The sequence below is a fragment of the Jeotgalibaca sp. PTS2502 genome (assembly GCF_001975685.1).
GTDB lineage: Bacteria > Bacillota > Bacilli > Lactobacillales > Aerococcaceae > Jeotgalibaca > Jeotgalibaca arthritidis.
This window is the reverse complement of sequence record NZ_CP019433.1, coordinates 1,457,845-1,479,091: the sequence shown is the minus strand read 5'-3', so window position 1 is coordinate 1,479,091 and position 21,247 is coordinate 1,457,845. Positions and strand designations below refer to the sequence as shown.

Genomic DNA, 21,247 nt, shown 5'->3' with positions numbered 1-21,247 from the left:
GGATTGGATAAAACAGCCTTAAAAAAATTTGCGGCATACGCACGTGAAAAAATCAGACTAGGAATCGAACAAAAAGCATTTGAATTAGGAATTACCGCTAAAGGAATACAGCCCTTAGAAACATTGAAGGATGGCCTTATTGTCGGTGAACGTGTATTAGGGGAACGTGAAGCACGCCAATATAGCCATTTAAAACGACGCATTGAACAAGAAGGTTATGAGGCAGTTATTGCCGAAGCGACCTATACCTGGTTTAACCGAATGATTGCCTTACGCTTTATGGAAGTGAATGATTACTTACCCATTAAAAGTCACATCCTATCGTCAGTTGTTCCAGCTAAAGCAGAACCAGATGTATTGACAAATGTCACACAGTATATGGATGCCTTGGATTTAGATAAGGCATTTGTCTATCGTTTAAGAGAAGAGAACCGTAGTGAAGATTTGTATCACTATATCTTGGTTCAACAGTGCAACAAACTAGGTGAGATTATCCCAACGGTATTTGAAACCATTTCAGATGATATGGCATTGTTACTTCCGGACGGGCTACTTCAAGATAGCAGTCCAATCCGAGATGTGGTGACGATGATTGCCGAAGAAGATTGGAAAAATGTTGAAATTTTAGGGTGGCTCTATCAGTTTTATATTGCTGACCAAAAAGATACTGTTTTTGCCAATCTAAAGAAAAATAAAAAAATTGGTAAGGCAGACATTCCAGCTGCCACTCAGCTTTTTACACCACGCTGGATTGTGGAATACATGGTTGATAATTCATTGGGACGTCTTTGGTTAGAGGCTTATCCAGACCAAGATTTCGAAAAGAGCCTAACTTATTATTTAGAGGATGCAGAGCAAGAGCCGGCAGTGCAAGCCCAACTCGATGCATTAAAACAAACCAATTTGGATGTTGAATCCATTCGCTTTTTAGATCCGTGTTGTGGGTCAGGGCATATTCTCGTTTATGCTTTTGAAGTGTTTTATAAGATGTATCAAGCCAGAGGATATTCAAAACGAGAAATTCCCGCTTTGATTCTAGAAAAAAATCTTTTCGGATTAGAAATTGATCGACGTGCAGCACAGCTGGCAACTTTTGCTATAATTATGAAAGCAAGAGAATATGACGCTCGATTATTCAGTCGCACATACAAGGTGAATGTCCATAGCATCGAAGAGAGCAATGAATTGCCTAAAGCGCATCTTGACGTGTTTGCCCAAGGTGATTCAGATTTAATGGAGGAAATAGAGTTATTAGTTGATGTGTTCTATGATGCAAAAATATATGGCTCGATCATTCAAGTACCAGCCATTCAAATTGAAGCCATTCAAACAAAAATTAATTACTTTCAAACAGAAAGTGATCTGGATATTTTTACCAGTGAAATGATTGAGTATAGCTTGCCATTAATTCAAAGTTTGGTAAACCAGTATCGGTTATTGGCGATGACGTACGAAGTTGTGGTGACGAATCCGCCTTATATGGGTGGTAGAGGGATGGACGATAAACTTAAAAAATTCCTAAATAATTATTACAAAGATTATTCAGGGGACCTTTTTTCAGCCTTTATATACAGAAATCTATTATTTACTGAAAAAAATGGCTATATGGGGTATATGACGCCTTTTGTTTGGATGTTCATTAAGAGCTATGAAAAACTAAGGGAATACATCATTACCGAAAAAAATATCGATAGTTTAGTTCATTTGGAATATTCAGCCTTTGAAGAGGCAACTGTCCCAATTTGCACATTTGTCTTAAGGAATACCGCAATCGAAAGCAAAGGTATTTACATTGACTTGTCTTCTTTCCGAGGCGGGATGAGAGTACAGGAAAAGAAATATTTGGAAATAAAAAGAGATATAGAGAAGAGTAAAAGATACGAAATTGAAGCTAGGAAATTTGATGGGATTCCTGGAAGCCCGATTGCGTATTGGGCTAATAACAAAATATATAGCATTTTTAAAAATATATCTGTCAGTAAAATCATTGACACTAAATCTGGAATAATGACTGGAGATCAAAAATATATACAGTTTTGGTATGAGCCTAGTTTAAACAATATAAAATTTAATTGTGAGAGTTATATTGATATGAATAAATATACTTGGTTTCCAATTAATAGTGGAGGAGGATATAGGAAATTTCACGGAAACGATATGTATATCGTAAAACTAAAAAATATGGGTGAAGAGATTAGAAAAAATGTGACTAATTTTCGGCTAAGAGATAAAGAATATTATTTTAAGCCGGGATTGACATGGGGAAGAATAACTTCATCTTCAATATCATTTAGAGAGGTAAAAGTTGGAAGTTTGTTTGGTGATGCTGGACCAATTGCATTTATAGAAGATAACAACATAAAGCTATATCTACTAGGGTTATTTAATTCAAAAGTGACACCCTATATTTTATCTTTGATTAACCCCACATTGAACTTTCAAGTGAGAGATATAGATACAATACCTTATGTATTTCAAGAAAACTACAAAGTTATTGATATGGTAAGTTCAGCAATTCAGCATACTAGGACAGACTGGGATTCCTTTGAAACTTCCTGGGATTTTAAAAAACATCCCTTCCTCAACTATCCAGGTGAACGAATAGCAGATTCTTTCCGTCAGTGGGAGTCGTTTGCTGATCAACAATTTAGGCAGTTGAAAGCGAACGAGGAGGAGTTAAATCGAATTTTTATTGATATTTATGGCCTTCAGGATGAATTGACGCCTGAAGTGGAGGACAAAGACATAACAGTGCGCAGGGCGGATTATGAGAGAGATAGTCGTAGCTTCCTTTCCTATCTTGTGGGTATTATTTTTGGACGGTATTCTCTGGATAAAGAAGGTTTTGCTTATGCTGGAGGCGAATGGCAGCCAGAAAACTACCACACTTATCAACCGGATGCAGATAATATCCTTCCGATTACAGAAGATGGTCTCTTTAGCGATGATTTAGTCAAAAAAGTTGTTGAATTAGTGACATACATCTATGGCGAAGAAACTTTAGAAGAAAATCTTTTGTTTCTTGCTCAAGCTTTAGATAAAAAAGTGAACGAACGTCCGGAAGAAACGATTCGTCGCTATTTCCAAAAAACCTTTTATAAGGACCACTTGAAAATTTACCAGAAGCGACCTATCTACTGGCTGTTTTCGAGCGGAAAACGAGGTGCCTTTAAAGCTCTTATTTACATGCATCGTTATGACCGAGACACAGTTGCTAGAATCCGTACAGATTATGTTTTGCCACTATTTATGACATTGGACAATTTAATAACCTTGGAGCAACAAGTGGTTGATAGTCCAGATACATCCAATCAAGCTAAAGCAGCAGCTCGCAAAGCTATTGAAAATTATCAAAAGGATAAAGAAGAGTTATCTGTTTATTCAGAAGTGCTTGATCATATAGCTAAACAACGAATTGAATTGGATTTAGATGATGGTGTGAAGGTGAACTATGCCAAATTCCAAGATATTACACTAATTTCATCTCAAACGACTAAGAAAAACAAGATGCATTTACTTGAAAAGATATAAGAATGGGGAGAGAGGACATTGAGTCAGTTAAAGAAAGATATTGAGCAGTATTTTCAATCCTCTCTTCAAAGAGGAGAAAAAAGGAAAATCCTTTATTTGTACGACAAAGAATCATCGTATAAAGAGGAGTTATTCCAACTCTCAAAAGAAACAGAGCTATTTAAATTACTTGAAGTTCATGATCATAATTATATTTATACGAATTATTTGATTGAAAAAGAACTCGTAGACGATCATTTGTTTTTGTATTTTCCAAATGAAAAACCGCATGAAGAGGAAAATCCATTATTAGATGTTTTGCTATATAGCCAGGAATTGAAAATGGATGGGAAAAGCCAACTATCATCAGAATTAGGAATTTCAGTGACATCTAAAGAGTTCTCAAAACTCGTTGAACTCTATCAACCATTCTTCAATGCAAAGGACAGGAAAGCGCGTTTTTCGCGTATCTTTTCAAAAGGTCTCATAAAAGATGCGAATGACTTTGAAATGAGTATTTATTCGACCCTCGCGAAAGTCAATCAACCCGATTGGATTGACGTATTTATTAGGCTGTTTGAAGAAACGAATCTAGAAAAACAGCCTATCTGGGAAAATATTCAAAAATTTAGTAATGAGAGTCAGTTTTGGTATCTCGTTAAAAAACTGTTTAGCTATCAAAATAATCAGCCGAACCTAAGTGATTTACTGCAACAACTATTTATCACTCATTTAGCTGATGAATTAGGGGATAATCTGGCCAATGAACTGCATAAAAAACCGCTAGAAGAAACTAATCGTGCTTTAGTTTTTATTAATCAATGGATGAATCAACGAGATAAACATACTAGCTTTTCTGAAACGTCTGAAAGATTGGAAAGAGTATTGGAAATTCCAAAATTATTTAATCATTACCCACTTAAAGACTTAGCGAGAGCAGAGACGTTTAAATGGTTTGATGACTACATCATTCAATCGATGGCTGAAGCTTTAAGCAAAGAGAATCCTGATTTGGCTTTTTACGAAAGTCTTGTTCAAAAACGTCGTAATACATTCTGGTATCCAGAGTATCGAAACCACTATCATTTGTTAAAATGGGCAATTAGGCTCACCCAGTTTGTAGATCAGTACGATCAATCAGTATCAGCTCAATCAGAAGAATTATGGCAAGCCTATGAAAAAGACCTTTGGCAAATTGACCAAGCATACCGTAAGTTTTATTTTTACTACGATCAGCTTGAGGAAATACCAGATTATGTTCAGCAGTTGCAGCAATGGGTTGAAAAACGTTACTTAAATAAATTTGTGGCTTCCTATGCCTCTATTTGGGATAAACAGATGGAGAATGAGCCTTATAAAGCGCAGAGACAACAGCATCAATTTTATGAAAGAATGATTTCTCCCTTAGTTGCGCAGGATAAAAAAGTATTTGTCATTATTTCTGACGGATTGCGGTTTGAAGCCGGTCAAGAATTGTTTGATAGATTGACTGCAAGCGGCAGATTTAACGGTCAGTTAGAAGGATTGCAAACTTTGTTACCGTCGTATACAGCGCTAGGGATGGCAGCGTTGTTGCCTCACCAGACGTTAACGATTCAAAAAAATGGTGAAGTATCTGTCGATGCTATGAAATCTGTTTCTACAGATCACAGAAATCAGATTTTAAATAACTATCACCCCGATAAGAGTATAGCCATTCAATATGAAACGCTTATGCAAAAAAATCGTGATGAGTTGCGAGCAACCTTTAGTGGTAAACGGCTCATCTATATTTATCACAATCACATTGATGCTATTGGTGATCAGAAAAAAACAGAACATCGCGTTTTCCAAGCTGTCGAAGATAGCATGCAAGAGTTACAAAGATTACTGACACGATTAGCTACCGAAGTCAGTGCATCTCAACTATTTGTAACAGCTGATCATGGCTTCTTTTATCAAAGGAGTCAGGTTGAGCCTTATCAAAAAGTAAAGATGGCGCAGGAGTCACTTGGATCAATAAGAAATAAACGTTTTGTGATCAATACAGAAAAGACGGATAAACTTGAAGGGGTATCTGTTACACTAGAAAACCTTGGTGAGTTAAAATATCTAACACTTCCTCGTTCCACAAACCGCTTTACTTTTTCGGGCGGAGGCTATCAATATGTTCATGGTGGGTATTTACCTCAAGAAACAATGGTTCCTTTACTAGAATTAAAAACCTTACGATCTGTTAAAGGCACTCAACAAGTATCCGTTACATTACTCAATCAAAATCGGTTAATCACCAATGATACGGTATGGTTGAGCTTCCTGCAGACAGAAGCAGTCACGACAGATCAAAAAGAAAAACGATTATCGATTTACTTTGAGGATAATAACGGTGTGCCTATTTCCAACGAAGTCTCTCTACTGGCTTCAAGCACCGAGCGACAAAACGAAAACCGTATTTATGAAAGAAAGTTTGTCATCTTAAATAGAGATTTCGATGATTTTGAGAGTTGCTACCTCGTAATGAAAAATATGGATGATAAAAGAGACATTCAACGCGAAAAATTTGAAATAGACATTGTTTAATAAAAAGCCATCTTTAGAACCAGTAGTAATGCTAGCTGGCTCGAAGATGGCTTTTTCACGTTTTATCGTTTTTCTTGTATTGCTGGATAAATTTATTTAATTCCTGAATGTCATAAACTGAGAGATGTCCGATTGTCAAGATTTTATTTGTAGCAATTTTTTTAATCATCATAACCGTTCGAATTCACATAAGAAACATGGAGACTAACGATTTCACTTTGATTAACAGTCCAATGTTTCATCGCTAAACCAATCTTCTATCTCTTCAGTAGTTTCTAGTTTAGTGATTGGCAGGCCTTCGATGGTGTTCGTTAACTCAAGCGTAGCTTTTTCTCCATCCGTTAAGGAAATATCAAAAGGGATACCGCCATTTGCGACAATTCTTTTATACATCATTGTAATCACAGTTGTCGGCGTTAATCCAAGTTGATCTAAGATGACTTCTGTATCTTTTGCAAGTTTTTCATCTACTTGCACTTGAATCCTCTTTTTTGTAGCAGTCATAATAATCACCTCGCTCATTTAGTACTCATATTATAATATAAAATGAGTTTTTTTTCAATTTTTACATAGGGTAACAAAATAGTACGAAAGTAGAAATAGGAAAACAGATAGTTTCCTTATACCAAAAGATGTGAGGGTACCAAAATTGACGATTGTTTAGTTTTTTCAAGTCTTTCAGTTTCCTTATACCAAAAGATGTGAGGGTACCAAAATTATAGTGCAACCCTAATTTTTCTAACTCTAGTTTCCTTATACCAAAAGATGTGAGGGTACCAAAATACAGGCGAGATGAAAGAGATTGATAAGGCTGTTTCCTTATACCAAAAGATGTGAGGGTACCAAAATCGAGAATATGAACAGCAGTTTGATTTAAAGGTTTCCTTATACCAAAAGATGTGAGGGTACCAAAATCACTATGGTCAGTGCCACGTGCTACAAATTGTTTCCTTATACCAAAAGATGTGAGGGTACCAAAATTAATTCAGGCAATGCAGAGGAGCTGGCTGAGTTTCCTTATACCAAAAGATGTGAGGGTACCAAAATCCAACCTCAGATATATTGTCCATCTTAAAAGTTTCCTTATACCAAAAGATGTGAGGGTACCAAAATCCACTTGTTTTGCGTGTATCCCAGCCTTGCGTTTCCTTATACCAAAAGATGTGAGGGTACCAAAATGTATGATATGACAGAAATGGTTGAGAAGCTGTTTCCTTATACCAAAAGATGTGAGGGTACCAAAATTGTAATGATTATCTTGCAAGGGATCAGACGGTTTCCTTATACCAAAAGATGTGAGGGTACCAAAATATTGTTTTCGAGATAAGATTTACCGTTATTGTTTCCTTATACCAAAAGATGTGAGGGTACCAAAATAACGAAAGAAACATATCCGCCATAGTCTTCGTTTCCTTATACCAAAAGATGTGAGGGTACCAAAATTTGTGTAGTCAATTAGAATAGGTTTTATAAGTTTCCTTATACCAAAAGATGTGAGGGTACCAAAATCGTTAAAAGCCGATAACACAACGGTTAACGGTTTCCTTATACCAAAAGATGTGAGGGTACCAAAATCGTTAGCTGGTTTCAACCAATCATTAGCCGGTTTCCTTATACCAAAAGATGTGAGGGTACCAAAATTCAATCACGTGCTGAGAAAGTATATGAGTAGTTTCCTTATACCAAAAGATGTGAGGGTACCAAAATTGAAGATGAACACGGGGAAGTCGATTACACGTTTCCTTATACCAAAAGATGTGAGGGTACCAAAATTGAACGATTTGTATTTAGCAACCTTTTAGCGTTTCCTTATACCAAAAGATGTGAGGGTACCAAAATTATGTGCAGCGGTATCTACTCTTTTACAAGGTTTCCTTATACCAAAAGATGTGAGGGTACCAAAATAATCTTCTTATTCGGTATACTGAGTTTAGAGTTTCCTTATACCAAAAGATGTGAGGGTACCAAAATTGTTTGTCTTTATTATCTTTCGAGATAGTGGTTTCCTTATACCAAAAGATGTGAGGGTACCAAAATTAGTACTGCCATTTAATTTGCCCGGATCCAGTTTCCTTATACCAAAAGATGTGAGGGTACCAAAATCATCTAACGTCAGTCTTGTAATGAGATTGGGTTTCCTTATACCAAAAGATGTGAGGGTACCAAAATCAGACCTATTAAACATAGCTCCGACAGCTGGTTTCCTTATACCAAAAGATGTGAGGGTACCAAAATCTAGTATTTCTAAAATGTTACCGTAACGGTGTTTCCTTATACCAAAAGATGTGAGGGTACCAAAATACAGAGAGGAGCAGAATTAGCACGCTCAGCTGTTTCCTTATACCAAAAGATGTGAGGGTACCAAAATGCCATTTTCATTATACCTTACCCATCAATAAATTATCAAAGTATTTTTGAATTGACGATGGAATGCCAGTGGTGTCAACGATTACAGGTGTTTTAGAAAGGATAAAAATAGAATAAACATATATAAATGATTCTAAGTTATCCACAGATGGAAGTGACAAAAAAGGTGTTTTATCTTGAAAGTTATCCACAAGAAAAACATACAAGTTGACTGCTTTTTCAAAAAAAGCGTGATTCCAATTTATAGGTATAATCCTGCTAAGCGTATGTTCAGTTTCTAAAGCTTGAAGTCTATTATATATTTTCCCGTGACTGATTAGATTTCTCTGTTCTTCCTTACAATGTTCAGAAAAAATAAAATACTTCACTCCTGAATTTGAGAGAGTCAATCTTTTAGTAAACAGATTGTATTCCCGCTCAGAAAAATAGTAGTTAGGTATATGAACAGCTATTAATAGTTGCTTTTGCAAATGAAATTTAGCAATCATTTCAATTTTAAATAGTGCTCTATCAACTTTGTTTAACGAAGATACTTTTGTCATATCTAACTGTAATGAATCGTATACTAGAGAAGATTTAAAATCCGCCAACTTCATTTTTAAATACATTGATTCTTTAGCATCGTTTAAAAACTCTACTTCCTCTATTAACTCTGCCCAAGCATCAACAAGGTTATGATAGAAGGGTGAAAATTCCAATTGATTAAAGAATTGTTTCTTATGTTCTTTCACATATAAATGATTATCTGAATCGACATCATCTAGAGTTAAATGAAAAAATAGAAAGTCATGTTTATTAATAGGCTGATTATTCTCAGCAATTTTAAGGGAGTTTAATGCTGCACTCTTACTAAAAAACGTAGATAGATCATCAATTAGAAATTGCCATTCGGCATTATGCTGTTTAAAAAAGCTAAGTTGATCAACTAATATGGATTGTCTGTTATTTTTGCTAACGATATGCCATTCTTTCATAGTATCACCATAGGGTCTTCAGTTATGACTTGTTCAGTAATCGTTTTGTCGCCTACTAGTAGGAACATGTTAGAGTATTGTTTTTCGGTAACAGCCATTGCTCGTATGGAGCCTCTCCTAGGTAAATTATTTCTTAAGCCAATCATATAGCCATCCAATGCTGAACGATTTGGAAATATTTTTGAATAAACTGAGAATTGCACCATGGTAAAGCCATTTTTTATGAGATATTTTCTAAATCGAGAATAATTTCTTCGTTCACTTTTTGTATTCATTGGTAAATCAAAAAATAAGATGAGTCTCATTAGTCTATAGGGAGATGCCATTGGCTGGGTATACCAATAGATCGGGGTTATTTTCATTCATAGCCCTAATGAAGCTTTGAATAAATATTTCTATCGCATTTAATATTGTTTGATTTTGATTACCAATGGTTATTTTATTTGTACTGATTAAGTGAACGATTTTTTGCTTGGTTTTAATAGATAAATAGTCATCTTCATGGCACAAAATATTGACCCATAAATCAATAATCGGTCTAAATGGCTCAATTAAGTCGTCAGCTAAGTTGAAGGCATTGTATTGATTGTAATGACCCACACCTATAGAAGGATGGAGTCCATAGGCAACGATTGTTCGTGCGACTGCTGAACGTAAGACGATGTACCCGTAATTTAAACCGGAATTGATACCATCAAAAGAGCCGCGTTCTCTAATGAAATTGGCACCAAACAATGATTTGAAATAGAGTTTTGCCGCGTGTCCTTCACGGTTGGTTTCATCGGAAAAGGTCACATTTTCTGATAAGGTTTGAAGTGTTTCAATTTCTGCATCTCTTCTTAAGTGAGATAAAACAGATATTTGATTCTGAATTTTTATTTGAATGATTTTTTGCCAAATATTGCCTTTAGTTTCATCTGTCCAAGAGACTTGTTTTTGAAGAACTCTAGAAGCTTGATGATGACTGTGTGGTGTAAGGGCGTAGATATTAGGTAAATGTTGTTCATCGCAAAAGACTAGAAGAATATGATAACTAGCCAACTTGTTTAGTAAACGAGCAGTGACTACAGTCATCTGATTATCAACGATAATGGTATGGATATCAGATAAGGGAATAAGGACTTCAGTGTCTTCACGTACAACTTTTAAATTATCTAGATAGAGTTTTAGTTGGTCTGCTTTTTCGATATAAACGACTCTCCAGCTCAAAATCTCACCTCTTTTATTTGTTTTAGGTATAAAAAAAGCCCCATAAATGGGGCGGTTTCGGCATAAAGCCTTTTTTTGGTAGGTCCTCACGACCCTTTGGTATAAGGTGTCTTCTGTTGAAGACAACCTTATTATACTATTTGTTTTAAAATTTGTAAATAGTTTTTATAAAGATTTTTTTAAAACCTCATTAGTAATTAAAAAATAATTACCAAGTGAGTCAGTAGTATATTTTTTTAAGTTTATCAATGTACCTATACTTATTTTTTGTTGATCTGAATCGTTGAAACTAATATCTTTGACTTCAATTTTATTAGCTTTAGGGTCATTATCCCCTCTGAAAATTTTCTCATAACTAACCAGTTCTTTCTTCTTATCTCCAGTCAAAGGATCAACCACCGTTTCCAACTTATCATATTTGATGACGTCATTTTTGTATAAACTAAATTGGAATGTGTAATTATCGTCGATTTGTTTATATGGGGCATTTTTACCGTGTTCGCTGTTATACTCCGACATATTAAGAATTAATTTATTACCAGATGGTCTAAACCAATTATAAGGAATACCTAGGTATTTATATTTTCCTTTTTTATTCATATAAATATCAACACGAATACTTTTACGTTTTAGTAAAACAACATCATTTTTAGCATCTGCGAATTTATGCGTGATAGGCACATGAATTCCCAGCTTATTATCGAGGTATTTCAAGCCCTTAACAGGAACTTTTCCATCCTTCTTAATATAACCATGTTCAGCATAGAAATCTTGGAATGGATTATCAGCATGTTTATGTTCTTCCATTACTTTTTTAATCAGTGCCCAGGTCGTAGGATCATGCTGAGCCATCAAAAATTGGGTCTCATCTTTATCAATTTTCTTTTTAAGTCCTTCGTAGCCTTTTTTATCTAACTCATAGATATTTTTCACTTTACCAACGACATACTTTTCGCCTTCTTTTTCTCTCGTTGAGTAGAGCGTTTGGTTTGTCATAGTACGGTTTGGTTTACGGTCTACTTTATGTGAATACTTGATTTGACTTTCATAATTGCGAAGGTTACTAATAAAGCGCAAGGATTTATTTTCGAATAATTCACCTTGTTCTAAAATCTCTCCAGTATCTGTATCAACGGCAATGCCTTCGCTATTAAAACTGATGTGCTTCATTTGCTCGAAGAGCGGCATCTTTCCAATTGCAGCGACAATAAGCGCATCAATAGCGTGATGTGCATAGCCTTCATCACGATCTTTATTTAATTTTGTTCGTCTTCTCAAGGCTGCTGTAAAACTACCACGAATGGAGAGGACTCTAGTAGAAATATCGTGGTTCATATAGAACGTGCGTAATGATTGAGAAAAACTGCGCATAGCGTACTGTGTATCGACAAGATTACGATTGATGAAATCTTTTTGAACCTCCTCATCATGCTGGACATCTCTCATTTCTAGTAAGTATTCTAGTTTTTTTCCACCTAGGCGACGTGATTTGAATAAATTCAGACAGTCTGCTCTGTACTCTTCGAAACTTCGACTAGCTTTTCCACTATTAAAATATTGGAAAGGGGTTAATTGTCCTTTGTTTTGGTTTTCATCTCGATAAACTAACACTTTATTTTGTTGGCTATCATCAAAAGAGTAGGACAGGGGAATGATATGATCAATTTCAAATTTATGGAAATCATAAACGACATCAGAAAGAGAAATGGTTTTTCCTGAGTACAAACATTTTCCATCCTGTGCATCCCATAGTTTTAGCCCTAAATGTTTTTTACCATCTAAATGGAGTTCTCTAAACGATTCAACACCTAATAAGTCACATATTTTCTTTTCAAACTTTCCTTGTTGCTTTTGAGCATCACTATAGCGTTTCTTTTGCTCATCGCTATTCTTCTCACGCGCCATTTCCACAACAATGTAGTCTAGCTCACCAAATTGTTCTCTGACAGCATTGGTTACTTTAATCGCTTCGCGGTGTGCGCGTTTGGCAACGACACTCAGAATAGCTTCATCATCAAACTGTATTTTAGTGCCGCTTTGGAGTTGTTCTAAACGACTCTTACCATAGCCTTTCTCAGTGAAAAGCTGCATCTGATTTTTATTTGTTTCCCATAATTCAGGCAAGACTTTTTCAATGGCCTTTTTAGAAAGAGAGTGGTACTCTTTAAAACTAGTATCGTTAAGTAATGCTGCTGTAACGTTTGCTAGTTCATCACCGTATGTAGTATGAAAAAGATCAATTAGCTGTTCTTCACGACGAGATAAGCTTTTTTCGGCTGTTAATATTTCTGCAATCTCATCTAAAACATCTTTATTATTGAAGAAATCTTCAGGAAGTGTTACTTCTTTTAATAAATTCATTAATTTTTTATAGCCTTTAAATTCTGTGAAAATAGGCTTCCCTGTTTTCATGTCCACACGTGAACCTAAAATTTCTTCTTCATTATCGACTTTGAGGCGTTTCGCAATGATTTTTAAAGTGAGGTTTTTCCCTTTTTTAATGAAGGTTTCAATCAAATAGTCCTTATCTTCTAAGGTGAGTCGGTCCATTTCGCCTGTTTCTGGATTTGGATACTGTAAGTTATTTAAATCATTTAGTAGATTAAACAAGTCAGCGGTATAAGACATCTTCGCGATGCGAAGCTCGTCTGGAAGATAGGTACAACGACCCCGCATTTTATTAATCATTGTTTCGTATTTTAATAAGCCGTCTTCACCAATCCAATATTGGCCGTAAGGAGTTGGTGATTTCTTTGAACCTGGTCCATCGTAATACATTCTTCTACTTTCGACTAAGGCAATATAATCAGCAATAAACTCATCTGTGATAATAGAATGGAATTCTTGTTGTTTCGTTAGAATGGCTTTTGCTTCTTTGATGTAGTCACTGGTTTTGAAACGATTTCGATGATTACGAACTCCGTCAGGGGTATCTAATCGTTCGAGTTGCAATTCAACGACATATTTTTCTTTAAGCAGCTCAGCATTTTGACTAAGCTGTTTTTTTGTAGAAAGTTCACTTTTTCCTTCGCTACTCTCATCTTCAGCGATATCGAGCGTAGTACCGCGTCTTTTTGCTAGATGGTAGAGTGCAGAGGCAAGTTCATCAGCGCTCACTTCTTGATAGAGAGCATCTCGTCTCGCAAGATAGGGATCAATTGCTCCAATTTGATCGATGGGTAACCCGTGTTCAGAAAGTAAATCTTTTAAACGCTCTAGACGATGTTTACGGCGTCTTTTTAAGCGTCGTGCACCACGAAATGAGCGACGCTCCTCATTAGCATTGCGGGTTGCCTCTTCAAATAATCGTACACCGGCCCCTTTAATTTCACCCTCATCAATATCGATAACACCCCAACCAACGCTTGAGATACCGATATCTAAACCTAAAACCAACCTTGACATAAAAGCCCCTCCTATACAATGTGTTACAAATATAATATCATTCTTTATTCGAATATTTATTATAAAAATAAAATTATCTTTATAACTGACTCTACATGTTCACAATTTAGAAAAAAGATTGAGATCGCTAACGATTTTTTATAAAAACCCCCATAATAATCGTATCAACACCACAAAAGGGGGAGATTCTATGTTAAAAGTCGGCGTTATCGGCATCGGTAACATTGCGCAAAAGGCATATTTGCCTGTTATGGCAACCATGCATGACCAGGTAGAGTGGCATTTGTTTACGCGTAATCAAGATAAATTGGCTACGGTCGGTAAATAACAGCAGTTTTCACATCTTCATCCATCCGTGGGCAGTTTGATTGACGCAGGAATTGATGCGGCTTTTGTTCATGCGCCAACAGCGGTTCATTTTGACACCATTAAACAGTTGCTGGAGGCTAGCATTCATGTTTATGTGGACAAGCCAATTAGTGATCAGATTGCAGAAACAGAGGCTTTGGTTGCTCTTGCTAAGGAGAAAAATCTTATCCTGACTTGTGGCTTTAACCGTCGTTTTGCGCCGCATGTTCAAGCTTTAAAAGCTATTCCAGATAAGAAAATGATTCTCATTCAAAAAGACCGGGTGCAAAATTTTGAGGATGTTCGCTTTGCCATTTATGATTTGTTTATCCATATTTTGGATGCGGGGCTCTTTTTGCTAGATGATCCGATTGAGTCCACACACTCAACCATTATTGAAAAAAGAGGGGCAGTTAAAGCGGATTGTTTTAACGATTCAAACAAAAGAAACGACTTGTCTCGTTGCTATGAATTACGAAGCTGGCGCTAATCAAGAAGTTTTGGAAGTGCAAAGTTTAGCGGGTATTCAGCGAGTCGTTGACTTGAATGAACGTCATATTAAAACACCGGCTGGCGAGCAAGTGATTCGTTTTGGCGATTGGGAAAACACACTTGTTAAGAGAGGCTTTGATAGTGTGATTCGTGAATTTATTACATCACTTTAGACGAAATTGAATCCGGTTTCGCTAGATAGCACACTTGATTCTCACCGTCTATGTGAAAATTTAATAAATAATGCGTAATGAGTTTCATTTTATTCTTATTTAAGCTAGAATAATAAACAAATGGGTATCAAGGGGGAAAACAATGTTTGATCATATTGATGCATTAGCAGTTAACACAGTCCGTACACTAAGTATTGACGCGGTTCAGAAAGCAAATTCTGGACATCCAGGGTTACCAATGGGAGCGGCTCCAATGGCATACTCTCTATGGACTAAATTCTTGAAGGTAAACCCTAAAAATAGTTCTTGGGTAGATCGCGATCGTTTCGTTCTATCAGCAGGACATGGTTCAGCACTTTTATATAGTTTATTGCATTTATCTGGTTATGATGTAAGTTTGGATGATTTGAAAAACTTCCGCCAATTCGAAAGTAAAACACCAGGGCATCCAGAAGTTCATTACACAGACGGCGTTGAAGCAACAACTGGTCCATTAGGCCAAGGGATTGCGAATGCCGCTGGTATGGCGATGGCTGAAGCTCATTTAGCAGCAACTTACAACAAAGATAATTTCCCAATCGTTGACCACTTTACTTATTTTCTATGTGGCGATGGCGACTTGATGGAAGGTATTTCTCATGAAGCAGCAAGTTTAGCTGGTCACTTGAAATTAGGGAAATTAATTGGTCTTTATGACTCAAATGATATTTCATTAGATGGCCCAACATCAAAAGCCTTTACTGAAGACGTGAAACAACGTTTTGAAGCATACGGCTGGCAACATATTCTTGTTAAAGATGGTAACGACCTTGAAGAAATTGCGAAAGCAATTGAAGAAGCTCAAGCTGAAACAGCTAAACCAACATTGATTGAAATTAAAACAGTTATTGGGTTCGGTGCTTCAAACGAAGGAACGCATAAAGTACATGGCGCGCCACTAGGTGACGAAGGTGTTGCTTTTGCGAAAAATAACTACAAATGGGACTTTGAAGCCTTCCATGTACCTGAAGACGTTCAAGCACGTTTCAATGAAACAATTGCTGCAAACGGCCAAGCTGCTGAAGAAGCTTGGAATAACTTATTTGAAGGATACAAAGCAGAGTACCCTGAATTGGCTAAACAATTCGAAGATGCCTTTGCTGGTCGCCTACCTGAAGGCTGGGAAGATAAACTACCTGTTTACGAAGTAGGATCAGCTGATAAAGCAACTCGTGTAACAAGTAGTGAAGCAATCCAAGTGCTAGGCGAAGCAATTCCTTACTTCTGGGGTGGATCTGCCGACTTATCAAGCTCAAACAACACAATGAACCAAGCAGATACAGACTACAGCGCTGAAAATTATGCTGGCCGTAACATTTGGTACGGTGTTCGTGAGTTCGCAATGGGTGCGATGATGAACGGTATTCTACTACATGGCGGTTCAAAAACTTATGCAGGTACATTCTTTGTCTTTACTGACTACTTACGTCCTGCAATGCGTTTAGCTGCCCTATCGCAATTAGGCGCAACTTACGTGATGACACATGACTCAGTAGCAGTTGGGGAAGATGGACCAACTCATGAACCTGTTGAACAAATTTCAAGCTTCCGCGGTATGCCAAATATGAACTTAATTCGTCCAGCTGATGGTAACGAAGTGAGTGCAGCTTGGGTAGTAGCAGTTGAAACACATGACACACCAACATTACTTGTCTTAACTCGTCAAAACTTACCAGTTCTTGAGGGAACAAAAGAAATGGCGCGTGAAGGCGTTCGTAAAGGTGCTTACGTACTTTCACCTCAACAAGGTGAAACACCAGATGGTATCTTAATTGCAACTGGTTCAGAAGTCAGCCTAGCTATCAATGTTCAAGCAGCATTATTGGATGAAGGTGTTGACGTATCTGTTGTATCAATGCCAAGTGCATTCCTATTCGAACAACAAGATGACGCTTATAAAGCATCTGTTTTACCAAACAATGTCCGCAACCGTATGTCGTTAGAAATGGGTGCAACATTAGGATGGGAACGTTATGTAGGACTTGACGGAATTGCTTACGGTATTGACCGTTGGGGAGCAAGTGGTGCAGGTAACACTGTCGTTTCAAAACTAGGCTTCACAGCTGATCAAGTTGTTAATACTTACCTAGCTAAATTTAAATAATCAATACAAAAGAAGCTATCCTTAAGCTATCGATTCAGCTTAAGGATGTTTTTTTGCCTCCAAAACCAACTTCGGTAACAGAAATTAAGCTGAAGTTGGTTAAAGTAGTAAAAAAAACCAACTTCAGCTCAAAAAATCACTCTGAAGTCGGCCAAAAGCCACTTTCGGCCAACTTCAGCGGCTAAAAAGTGACTGAAGTCGGTTGCGCCGGCAGATTATCGTATTTGACCATTGATAATCCTTCAATAAAAAGCAAAGAGATCAGTATTTAGACGGATGTCACTCCGGCGAAAGGGTTTTATAATAGACTTAAATAGGAGTGAGGTGACGAATATGACCTTTTTAGGAAATGTGGTTTGGTTTGTCTTTGGTGGATTTATTAGTGCCATTTCGTGGTTAGTTATTGGAGCGTTTTGGTGCCTCTCAATTGTCGGTATACCAATAGGCTTACAATGCTTTAAGTTCGCAAGGATGGCGGCAGCGCCGTTTGGTAAGGATATTGCCTTTAGTGATAATGGCTCATCTGTCTTCATTAATATCATCTGGATTTTCCTAGGTGGTTTCGTGATGGCGGCTGAAGAAGTGATTTTAGGAGCTATTTTTTGTTTGACTATCGTGGGGATTCCATTTGGTTTACAACATTTTAAACATGCCAAATTAGCATTGATGCCTTTCGGGGCTCGCATTTACCGTATATAAAACATTAGCTTCGGCTAATGTTTTTCTTTTTAACACTGATAATTTGATATACTGTATCTAAATGTAAACGTAAACAAGGGGTGGAAAACATGAAGTTAAAACAAAATGATGTCATTTTATTTATCGGTGACAGTATAACCGATGTTGGTCGTAATAGAGAAGATGGCTATAATTTGGGTTCGGGATATACATTAATGGTAGCCGGCGCATTGAGTGCGCGTTACCCGGAATTGCAGCTGCAGTTTTTAAATCGCGGAATTGGTGGCAATAAAATTGGTGATTTGAAAGAGCGGTGGGAGACTGACTGCCTTGATTTTAAAGCCTAATGTCGTCTCTATTGAAAGAAAAAAATATTTAAAATAGTCATCTTTATACCGCACTACGTTACCTTTACTATTTTCTAACCACTAATGTATTATTTTTACTAGCCAATGCCTTGTTTTTTGTGGTCTTCTTTTCAGTACCATTACTAGTAGAAAATGTCTTCATTTACACCTAGCCCTCATCCCAACTGGGCCAGCTCTAGCAGCGCTCTTTTTTTCGATGGGCATACTGGTTAGACAGAAATCGCTAGCACCGGTTAAAGATTTCTTTAGAGGATATAAGGACAATCTGAAAGTTAGCCTTGTTTTTTGGATGATTCAGCTGACCTTAAGTATGATTGTCTTAATTGATGCCTTTTATTTTTATACAAGGGGAAGTGTACTCGTTGCGGCGATATTTGCTGTAGCCTTTATACTATTGACTATCTTTTCGATAATTGGTTTTACTATGTTAGCTGTTTTAGAAATTACAGTTGCAAATATTTACCGTTCAGCTGTTGTTATTATCTGGCGCTATTTTAAAAAACAGTTAGGTAATTTGTTGACGATTATCGCGTTTGTGGTTATCTTCTATGCCTTTCCGAGTGAAATGTTTTTATTTTTCTTTTCGATTATCGCCTTTTATATCATGCGATCCAATCAGAAGATCTTTACAGATTTAAAATCACAATTTTCTCAAACCAATGATTCTTATGAAAGGGGAACTCAGAATGATTAAAAAATTAAGCCTTTTTCTACTCACTTTATGTTTTGTAGCAGGCTGTAGCAATGACGCTGAGCAGTCAGAAGAAACGGTTGTTTACCCATTCCAGGAAGTTACCCAACTGATAGGATTTGAAGTAACAACCAAAAATAATGATCAGTATCGGATTGAATCGAATGGCGAAGAATGGGTGAGTGAAGATGTTGACCAACTCGATCCAAGTGCAATATCTACTTTTTTAGATAAGGTGGTCAGTTTGCAAGCCAAAGTGGTAGACGCAGCAGATGTTGTTGTAAAGGAAAAGACACTCTTGCAATTAGCTCTATATCCGTCAGAAGATGAAAAATTGGAGTTGTCCTTATACCATGACTCAGAGGGTAACTTCTATGGAAAAATGACAGGCACAACAGACTGGTTGTATTTTCCTAATTTGCCGATGGAGTTAGAAGAGTTTTCAAATAGTTACTTACAAGCGGCGATTGATTTGAAGGTGGGTGTTTTAGAAGCCATCCAATTTGAAGATCCAAGCCAATCATTTGAAATCAATCAAGAGAGTGACTTTTCTAAGGTCGAATCAGCGCCATTTATTAGCGGCTGGTTTTTACACGGGATATATGAGACACCCTTTTCAGTTGAGTATCAAACCATGGATGTTATCTTAGAACGCTTGGAAAACTTTAGGGGAGAGGAAACCGAAGAAGCCATTCCGTCAGAAACTGAAACATTCTTTACTTTAACATTAACGGGTAGTGATGGTCAGGAAACACTAGTATTTGGCGAACCTGATGAAGAGAGTGTGCTTGTTCATTTGGAAGAAGCCAATAAAAGCTACCGTATTCCGCTCTTATTGGCGCGGACATTCCAATTAACCGCCTTTGATATAACGGATAATTTTATTGGTATTATTCCACTCGACTCCTTACGTCAAGTGGAACTGAAAACAGCAGAGAATGCTTTGTTAATTGAAGCAAACCATGAGGTAACGACCAATGATGAGGACGAAGTGGGCGTTAGCTCAACCTTCTTCTTAAATGGCGACCAGCTGGATGAGACAGCCTTTCGTAAGAACTATCAGTATTTAGCGGCGCTTAAATACGTTAATCCTTACGATGGCTCAGAGCTGATTTCAGAAGAAGCTAGTCTAAGCATTACGTATCACTTTCAATCAGAAGGGGAAACGTTGGTTCATACCATTCATTTTTATGATTTAAATGAAGAAGAATATCTTGTTGAAAAGAACGGCATTCGTGAATTCACAGCTAAAAAGGAACAAGTTCAAGAAATGTTAACTGTATTTAAATAAAGTGAGGCTGGGATATTTTGTCCCAGTCTTTTTTTTAAAAACGTGGTTTAAAGCGACTGATTGGTTGTAGCAATTCATTGATACCTGCCAACATCTCCTCTGTTAATTCAACATCGACAGCTTTAATGTTATCTTCAATTTGTTCGGGTTTGCTGGCACCGATAATAGCTGAACTAACACCAGGTTGGCGGAGAATCCAAGCAAGTGCCAATTGCGGTAAGCTAATGTCTAATTGTTGAGCGAAGTGTGATAATGAGTCAACCGTTTCTAATAGGCGGTCATCTTCTAAGTATTTTTTCAAACCACTGCCAATAGTTGCGTTGGCAGCTCGACTGTCACTCGGCGCAGATTGTCCTGCTTTATATTTACCAGTGAGGATACCTTGAGCTAATGGTGAAAAGACGACTTGTCCCATTCCATTTGCTTGTGAGACCGCTAAGATATCACGTTCGATATAACGTTCAATCATATTGTAAATGGGTTGATTGGAAACGAGAGGGCGGAAATGATGTTCTTTAGCAATTCGATGAGCTTCTTGAATTTTATCTGCTGGCCATTCACTGACACCTGCATATAAAATCTTTCCTTGTCGTTGCAAGTCATCCAGAGCCCACAATGTTTCTTCAAGTGGGACAGTGGAATCATAACGATGGCATTGGTAGAGATCAATATAATCCATGTTTAGTCGTTTCAAACTAGCATCGCATTGTTCAAAAATATGCTTACGTGATAAGCCCCGATCATTAGGGCCATCTCCCATAGGAAAGTAAACTTTGCTGGCAACGACTAAGCTTGAACGATCGTATTGGGCTAATACCTTGCCTAAAACCACTTCCGCTTCTCCTTGCTCATAGACATTGGCAGTGTCGAAGAAATTAATACCTGCATCATAAGCAGTTTGAATGCAGCGTTCAGCTGTTTGATCTTCGACTGATTTCCCGTAAGTTAACCAACTTCCTAGGGCAATTTCACTGACACGTAAGCCGCTTCTACCTAAGTTCCGATACTTCATGTGGCCTTCCTCCTTTTGTTTGTAAGG

The 21,247-nt window shown here is 37.1% G+C and carries 16 protein-coding genes and 1 CRISPR repeat array; of the genes, 10 read left to right on the top strand and 6 right to left on the bottom strand.

Annotated elements, in window-relative coordinates; translation table 11 throughout:
* Positions 1 to 3: 3 nt before the first annotated feature.
* Positions 4 to 3,531, top strand: a complete 3,528-nt coding sequence (gene pglX / locus BW721_RS07190) for a BREX-1 system adenine-specific DNA-methyltransferase PglX (protein WP_076767469.1) — start codon at positions 4 to 6, stop codon at positions 3,529 to 3,531.
* A gap of 18 nt (positions 3,532 to 3,549) precedes the next feature.
* Positions 3,550 to 6,069, top strand: a complete 2,520-nt coding sequence (gene pglZ / locus BW721_RS07185; RefSeq protein ID WP_076767468.1) for a BREX-1 system phosphatase PglZ type A — start codon at positions 3,550 to 3,552, stop codon at positions 6,067 to 6,069.
* 222 nt (positions 6,070 to 6,291) lie between these two features.
* Here pglZ and BW721_RS07180 read toward each other — a convergent pair whose 3' ends face one another.
* From BW721_RS07180 to cas9, 5 genes are all read right to left on the bottom strand, one after another.
* Complete coding sequence (locus BW721_RS07180; RefSeq protein WP_232222903.1) at positions 6,292 to 6,591, bottom strand: type II toxin-antitoxin system RelB/DinJ family antitoxin; 300 nt, start codon at positions 6,589 to 6,591, stop codon at positions 6,292 to 6,294.
* A gap of 92 nt (positions 6,592 to 6,683) precedes the next feature.
* Positions 6,684 to 8,437: a CRISPR direct-repeat array (repeat unit 36 nt; unit sequence GTTTCCTTATACCAAAAGATGTGAGGGTACCAAAAT).
* A gap of 10 nt (positions 8,438 to 8,447) precedes the next feature.
* A complete protein-coding gene (locus BW721_RS07175; protein ID WP_076767466.1) occupies positions 8,448 to 9,410 on the bottom strand; it encodes a hypothetical protein in 963 nt (320 codons plus the stop codon).
* Positions 9,407 to 9,685 (bottom strand): CRISPR-associated endonuclease Cas2, encoded by a 279-nt coding sequence (gene cas2 / locus BW721_RS07170; protein WP_232222902.1) that lies wholly within the window; start codon positions 9,683 to 9,685, stop codon positions 9,407 to 9,409. Before cas2 ends, BW721_RS07175 begins: the two co-directional genes overlap by 4 nt.
* A gap of 34 nt (positions 9,686 to 9,719) precedes the next feature.
* Positions 9,720 to 10,619 (bottom strand): type II CRISPR-associated endonuclease Cas1, encoded by a 900-nt coding sequence (gene cas1 / locus BW721_RS07165; RefSeq protein ID WP_076767464.1) that lies wholly within the window; start codon positions 10,617 to 10,619, stop codon positions 9,720 to 9,722.
* A 165-nt stretch (positions 10,620 to 10,784) separates the two neighbouring features.
* On the bottom strand, positions 10,785 to 14,024 hold the full coding sequence (gene cas9, locus BW721_RS07160) for a type II CRISPR RNA-guided endonuclease Cas9 (RefSeq protein ID WP_076767463.1): 3,240 nt from the start codon (positions 14,022 to 14,024) through the stop codon (positions 10,785 to 10,787).
* A 190-nt stretch (positions 14,025 to 14,214) separates the two neighbouring features.
* Here cas9 and BW721_RS11810 point away from each other — a divergent pair, with 190 nt between their 5' ends.
* The 8 genes from BW721_RS11810 (at position 14,215) to BW721_RS07130 (ending at position 20,208) form a co-directional block, all read left to right on the top strand.
* Entirely contained in the window at positions 14,215 to 14,352 is a 138-nt protein-coding gene (locus BW721_RS11810; protein WP_156892210.1) for a hypothetical protein, read from the top strand.
* Between the two features lie 36 nt (positions 14,353 to 14,388).
* A complete protein-coding gene (locus BW721_RS11640) occupies positions 14,389 to 14,862 on the top strand; it encodes a Gfo/Idh/MocA family protein (RefSeq protein WP_198031330.1) in 474 nt (157 codons plus the stop codon).
* Positions 14,863 to 14,878: 16 nt separating this feature from the next.
* Positions 14,879 to 15,037 carry a hypothetical protein gene (locus BW721_RS11635; RefSeq protein ID WP_198031329.1) on the top strand — a complete coding sequence of 53 codons (159 nt, stop codon included), beginning with the start codon at positions 14,879 to 14,881 and terminating at the stop codon, positions 15,035 to 15,037.
* A gap of 142 nt (positions 15,038 to 15,179) precedes the next feature.
* Positions 15,180 to 17,180: a transketolase gene (gene tkt, locus BW721_RS07150; RefSeq protein ID WP_076767461.1), complete on the top strand. Its 2,001-nt coding sequence runs from the start codon at positions 15,180 to 15,182 to the stop codon at positions 17,178 to 17,180.
* A gap of 333 nt (positions 17,181 to 17,513) precedes the next feature.
* The gene (locus BW721_RS07145) at positions 17,514 to 17,879 is read left to right on the top strand and encodes a YccF domain-containing protein (RefSeq protein WP_076767459.1); all 366 of its coding nucleotides are present in this window, start codon (positions 17,514 to 17,516) and stop codon (positions 17,877 to 17,879) included.
* An 89-nt stretch (positions 17,880 to 17,968) separates the two neighbouring features.
* The gene (locus BW721_RS07140; RefSeq protein ID WP_076767458.1) at positions 17,969 to 18,205 is read left to right on the top strand and encodes a hypothetical protein; all 237 of its coding nucleotides are present in this window, start codon (positions 17,969 to 17,971) and stop codon (positions 18,203 to 18,205) included.
* Between the two features lie 217 nt (positions 18,206 to 18,422).
* On the top strand, positions 18,423 to 18,920 hold the full coding sequence (locus BW721_RS07135; RefSeq protein WP_076767456.1) for a hypothetical protein: 498 nt from the start codon (positions 18,423 to 18,425) through the stop codon (positions 18,918 to 18,920).
* Positions 18,913 to 20,208: a hypothetical protein gene (locus BW721_RS07130; RefSeq protein WP_076767454.1), complete on the top strand. Its 1,296-nt coding sequence runs from the start codon at positions 18,913 to 18,915 to the stop codon at positions 20,206 to 20,208. The genes BW721_RS07135 and BW721_RS07130 overlap by 8 nt, the downstream gene beginning before the upstream one ends.
* A gap of 34 nt (positions 20,209 to 20,242) precedes the next feature.
* Here the strand turns inward: BW721_RS07130 and BW721_RS07125 are convergent, their stop codons facing one another.
* Positions 20,243 to 21,220: an aldo/keto reductase family protein gene (locus BW721_RS07125; protein ID WP_076767452.1), complete on the bottom strand. Its 978-nt coding sequence runs from the start codon at positions 21,218 to 21,220 to the stop codon at positions 20,243 to 20,245.
* Positions 21,221 to 21,247 lie beyond the last annotated feature (27 nt).

Coding starts and splice junctions, on each gene's coding strand:
- BW721_RS07180 (WP_232222903.1), bottom strand. CDS start 6,591: ATGAGCGAGGTGATTATTATGACTGCTACAAAAAAGAGGATTCAAGTG.
- BW721_RS07175 (WP_076767466.1), bottom strand. CDS start 9,410: ATGAAAGAATGGCATATCGTTAGCAAAAATAACAGACAATCCATATTA.
- cas2 (WP_232222902.1), bottom strand. CDS start 9,685: ATGAATACAAAAAGTGAACGAAGAAATTATTCTCGATTTAGAAAATAT.
- cas9 (WP_076767463.1), bottom strand. CDS start 14,024: ATGTCAAGGTTGGTTTTAGGTTTAGATATCGGTATCTCAAGCGTTGGT.
- BW721_RS11810 (WP_156892210.1), top strand. CDS start 14,215: ATGTTAAAAGTCGGCGTTATCGGCATCGGTAACATTGCGCAAAAGGCA.
- tkt (WP_076767461.1), top strand. CDS start 15,180: ATGTTTGATCATATTGATGCATTAGCAGTTAACACAGTCCGTACACTA.
- BW721_RS07145 (WP_076767459.1), top strand. CDS start 17,514: ATGACCTTTTTAGGAAATGTGGTTTGGTTTGTCTTTGGTGGATTTATT.
- BW721_RS07140 (WP_076767458.1), top strand. CDS start 17,969: ATGAAGTTAAAACAAAATGATGTCATTTTATTTATCGGTGACAGTATA.
- BW721_RS07135 (WP_076767456.1), top strand. CDS start 18,423: ATGGGCATACTGGTTAGACAGAAATCGCTAGCACCGGTTAAAGATTTC.
- BW721_RS07130 (WP_076767454.1), top strand. CDS start 18,913: ATGATTAAAAAATTAAGCCTTTTTCTACTCACTTTATGTTTTGTAGCA.
- BW721_RS07125 (WP_076767452.1), bottom strand. CDS start 21,220: ATGAAGTATCGGAACTTAGGTAGAAGCGGCTTACGTGTCAGTGAAATT.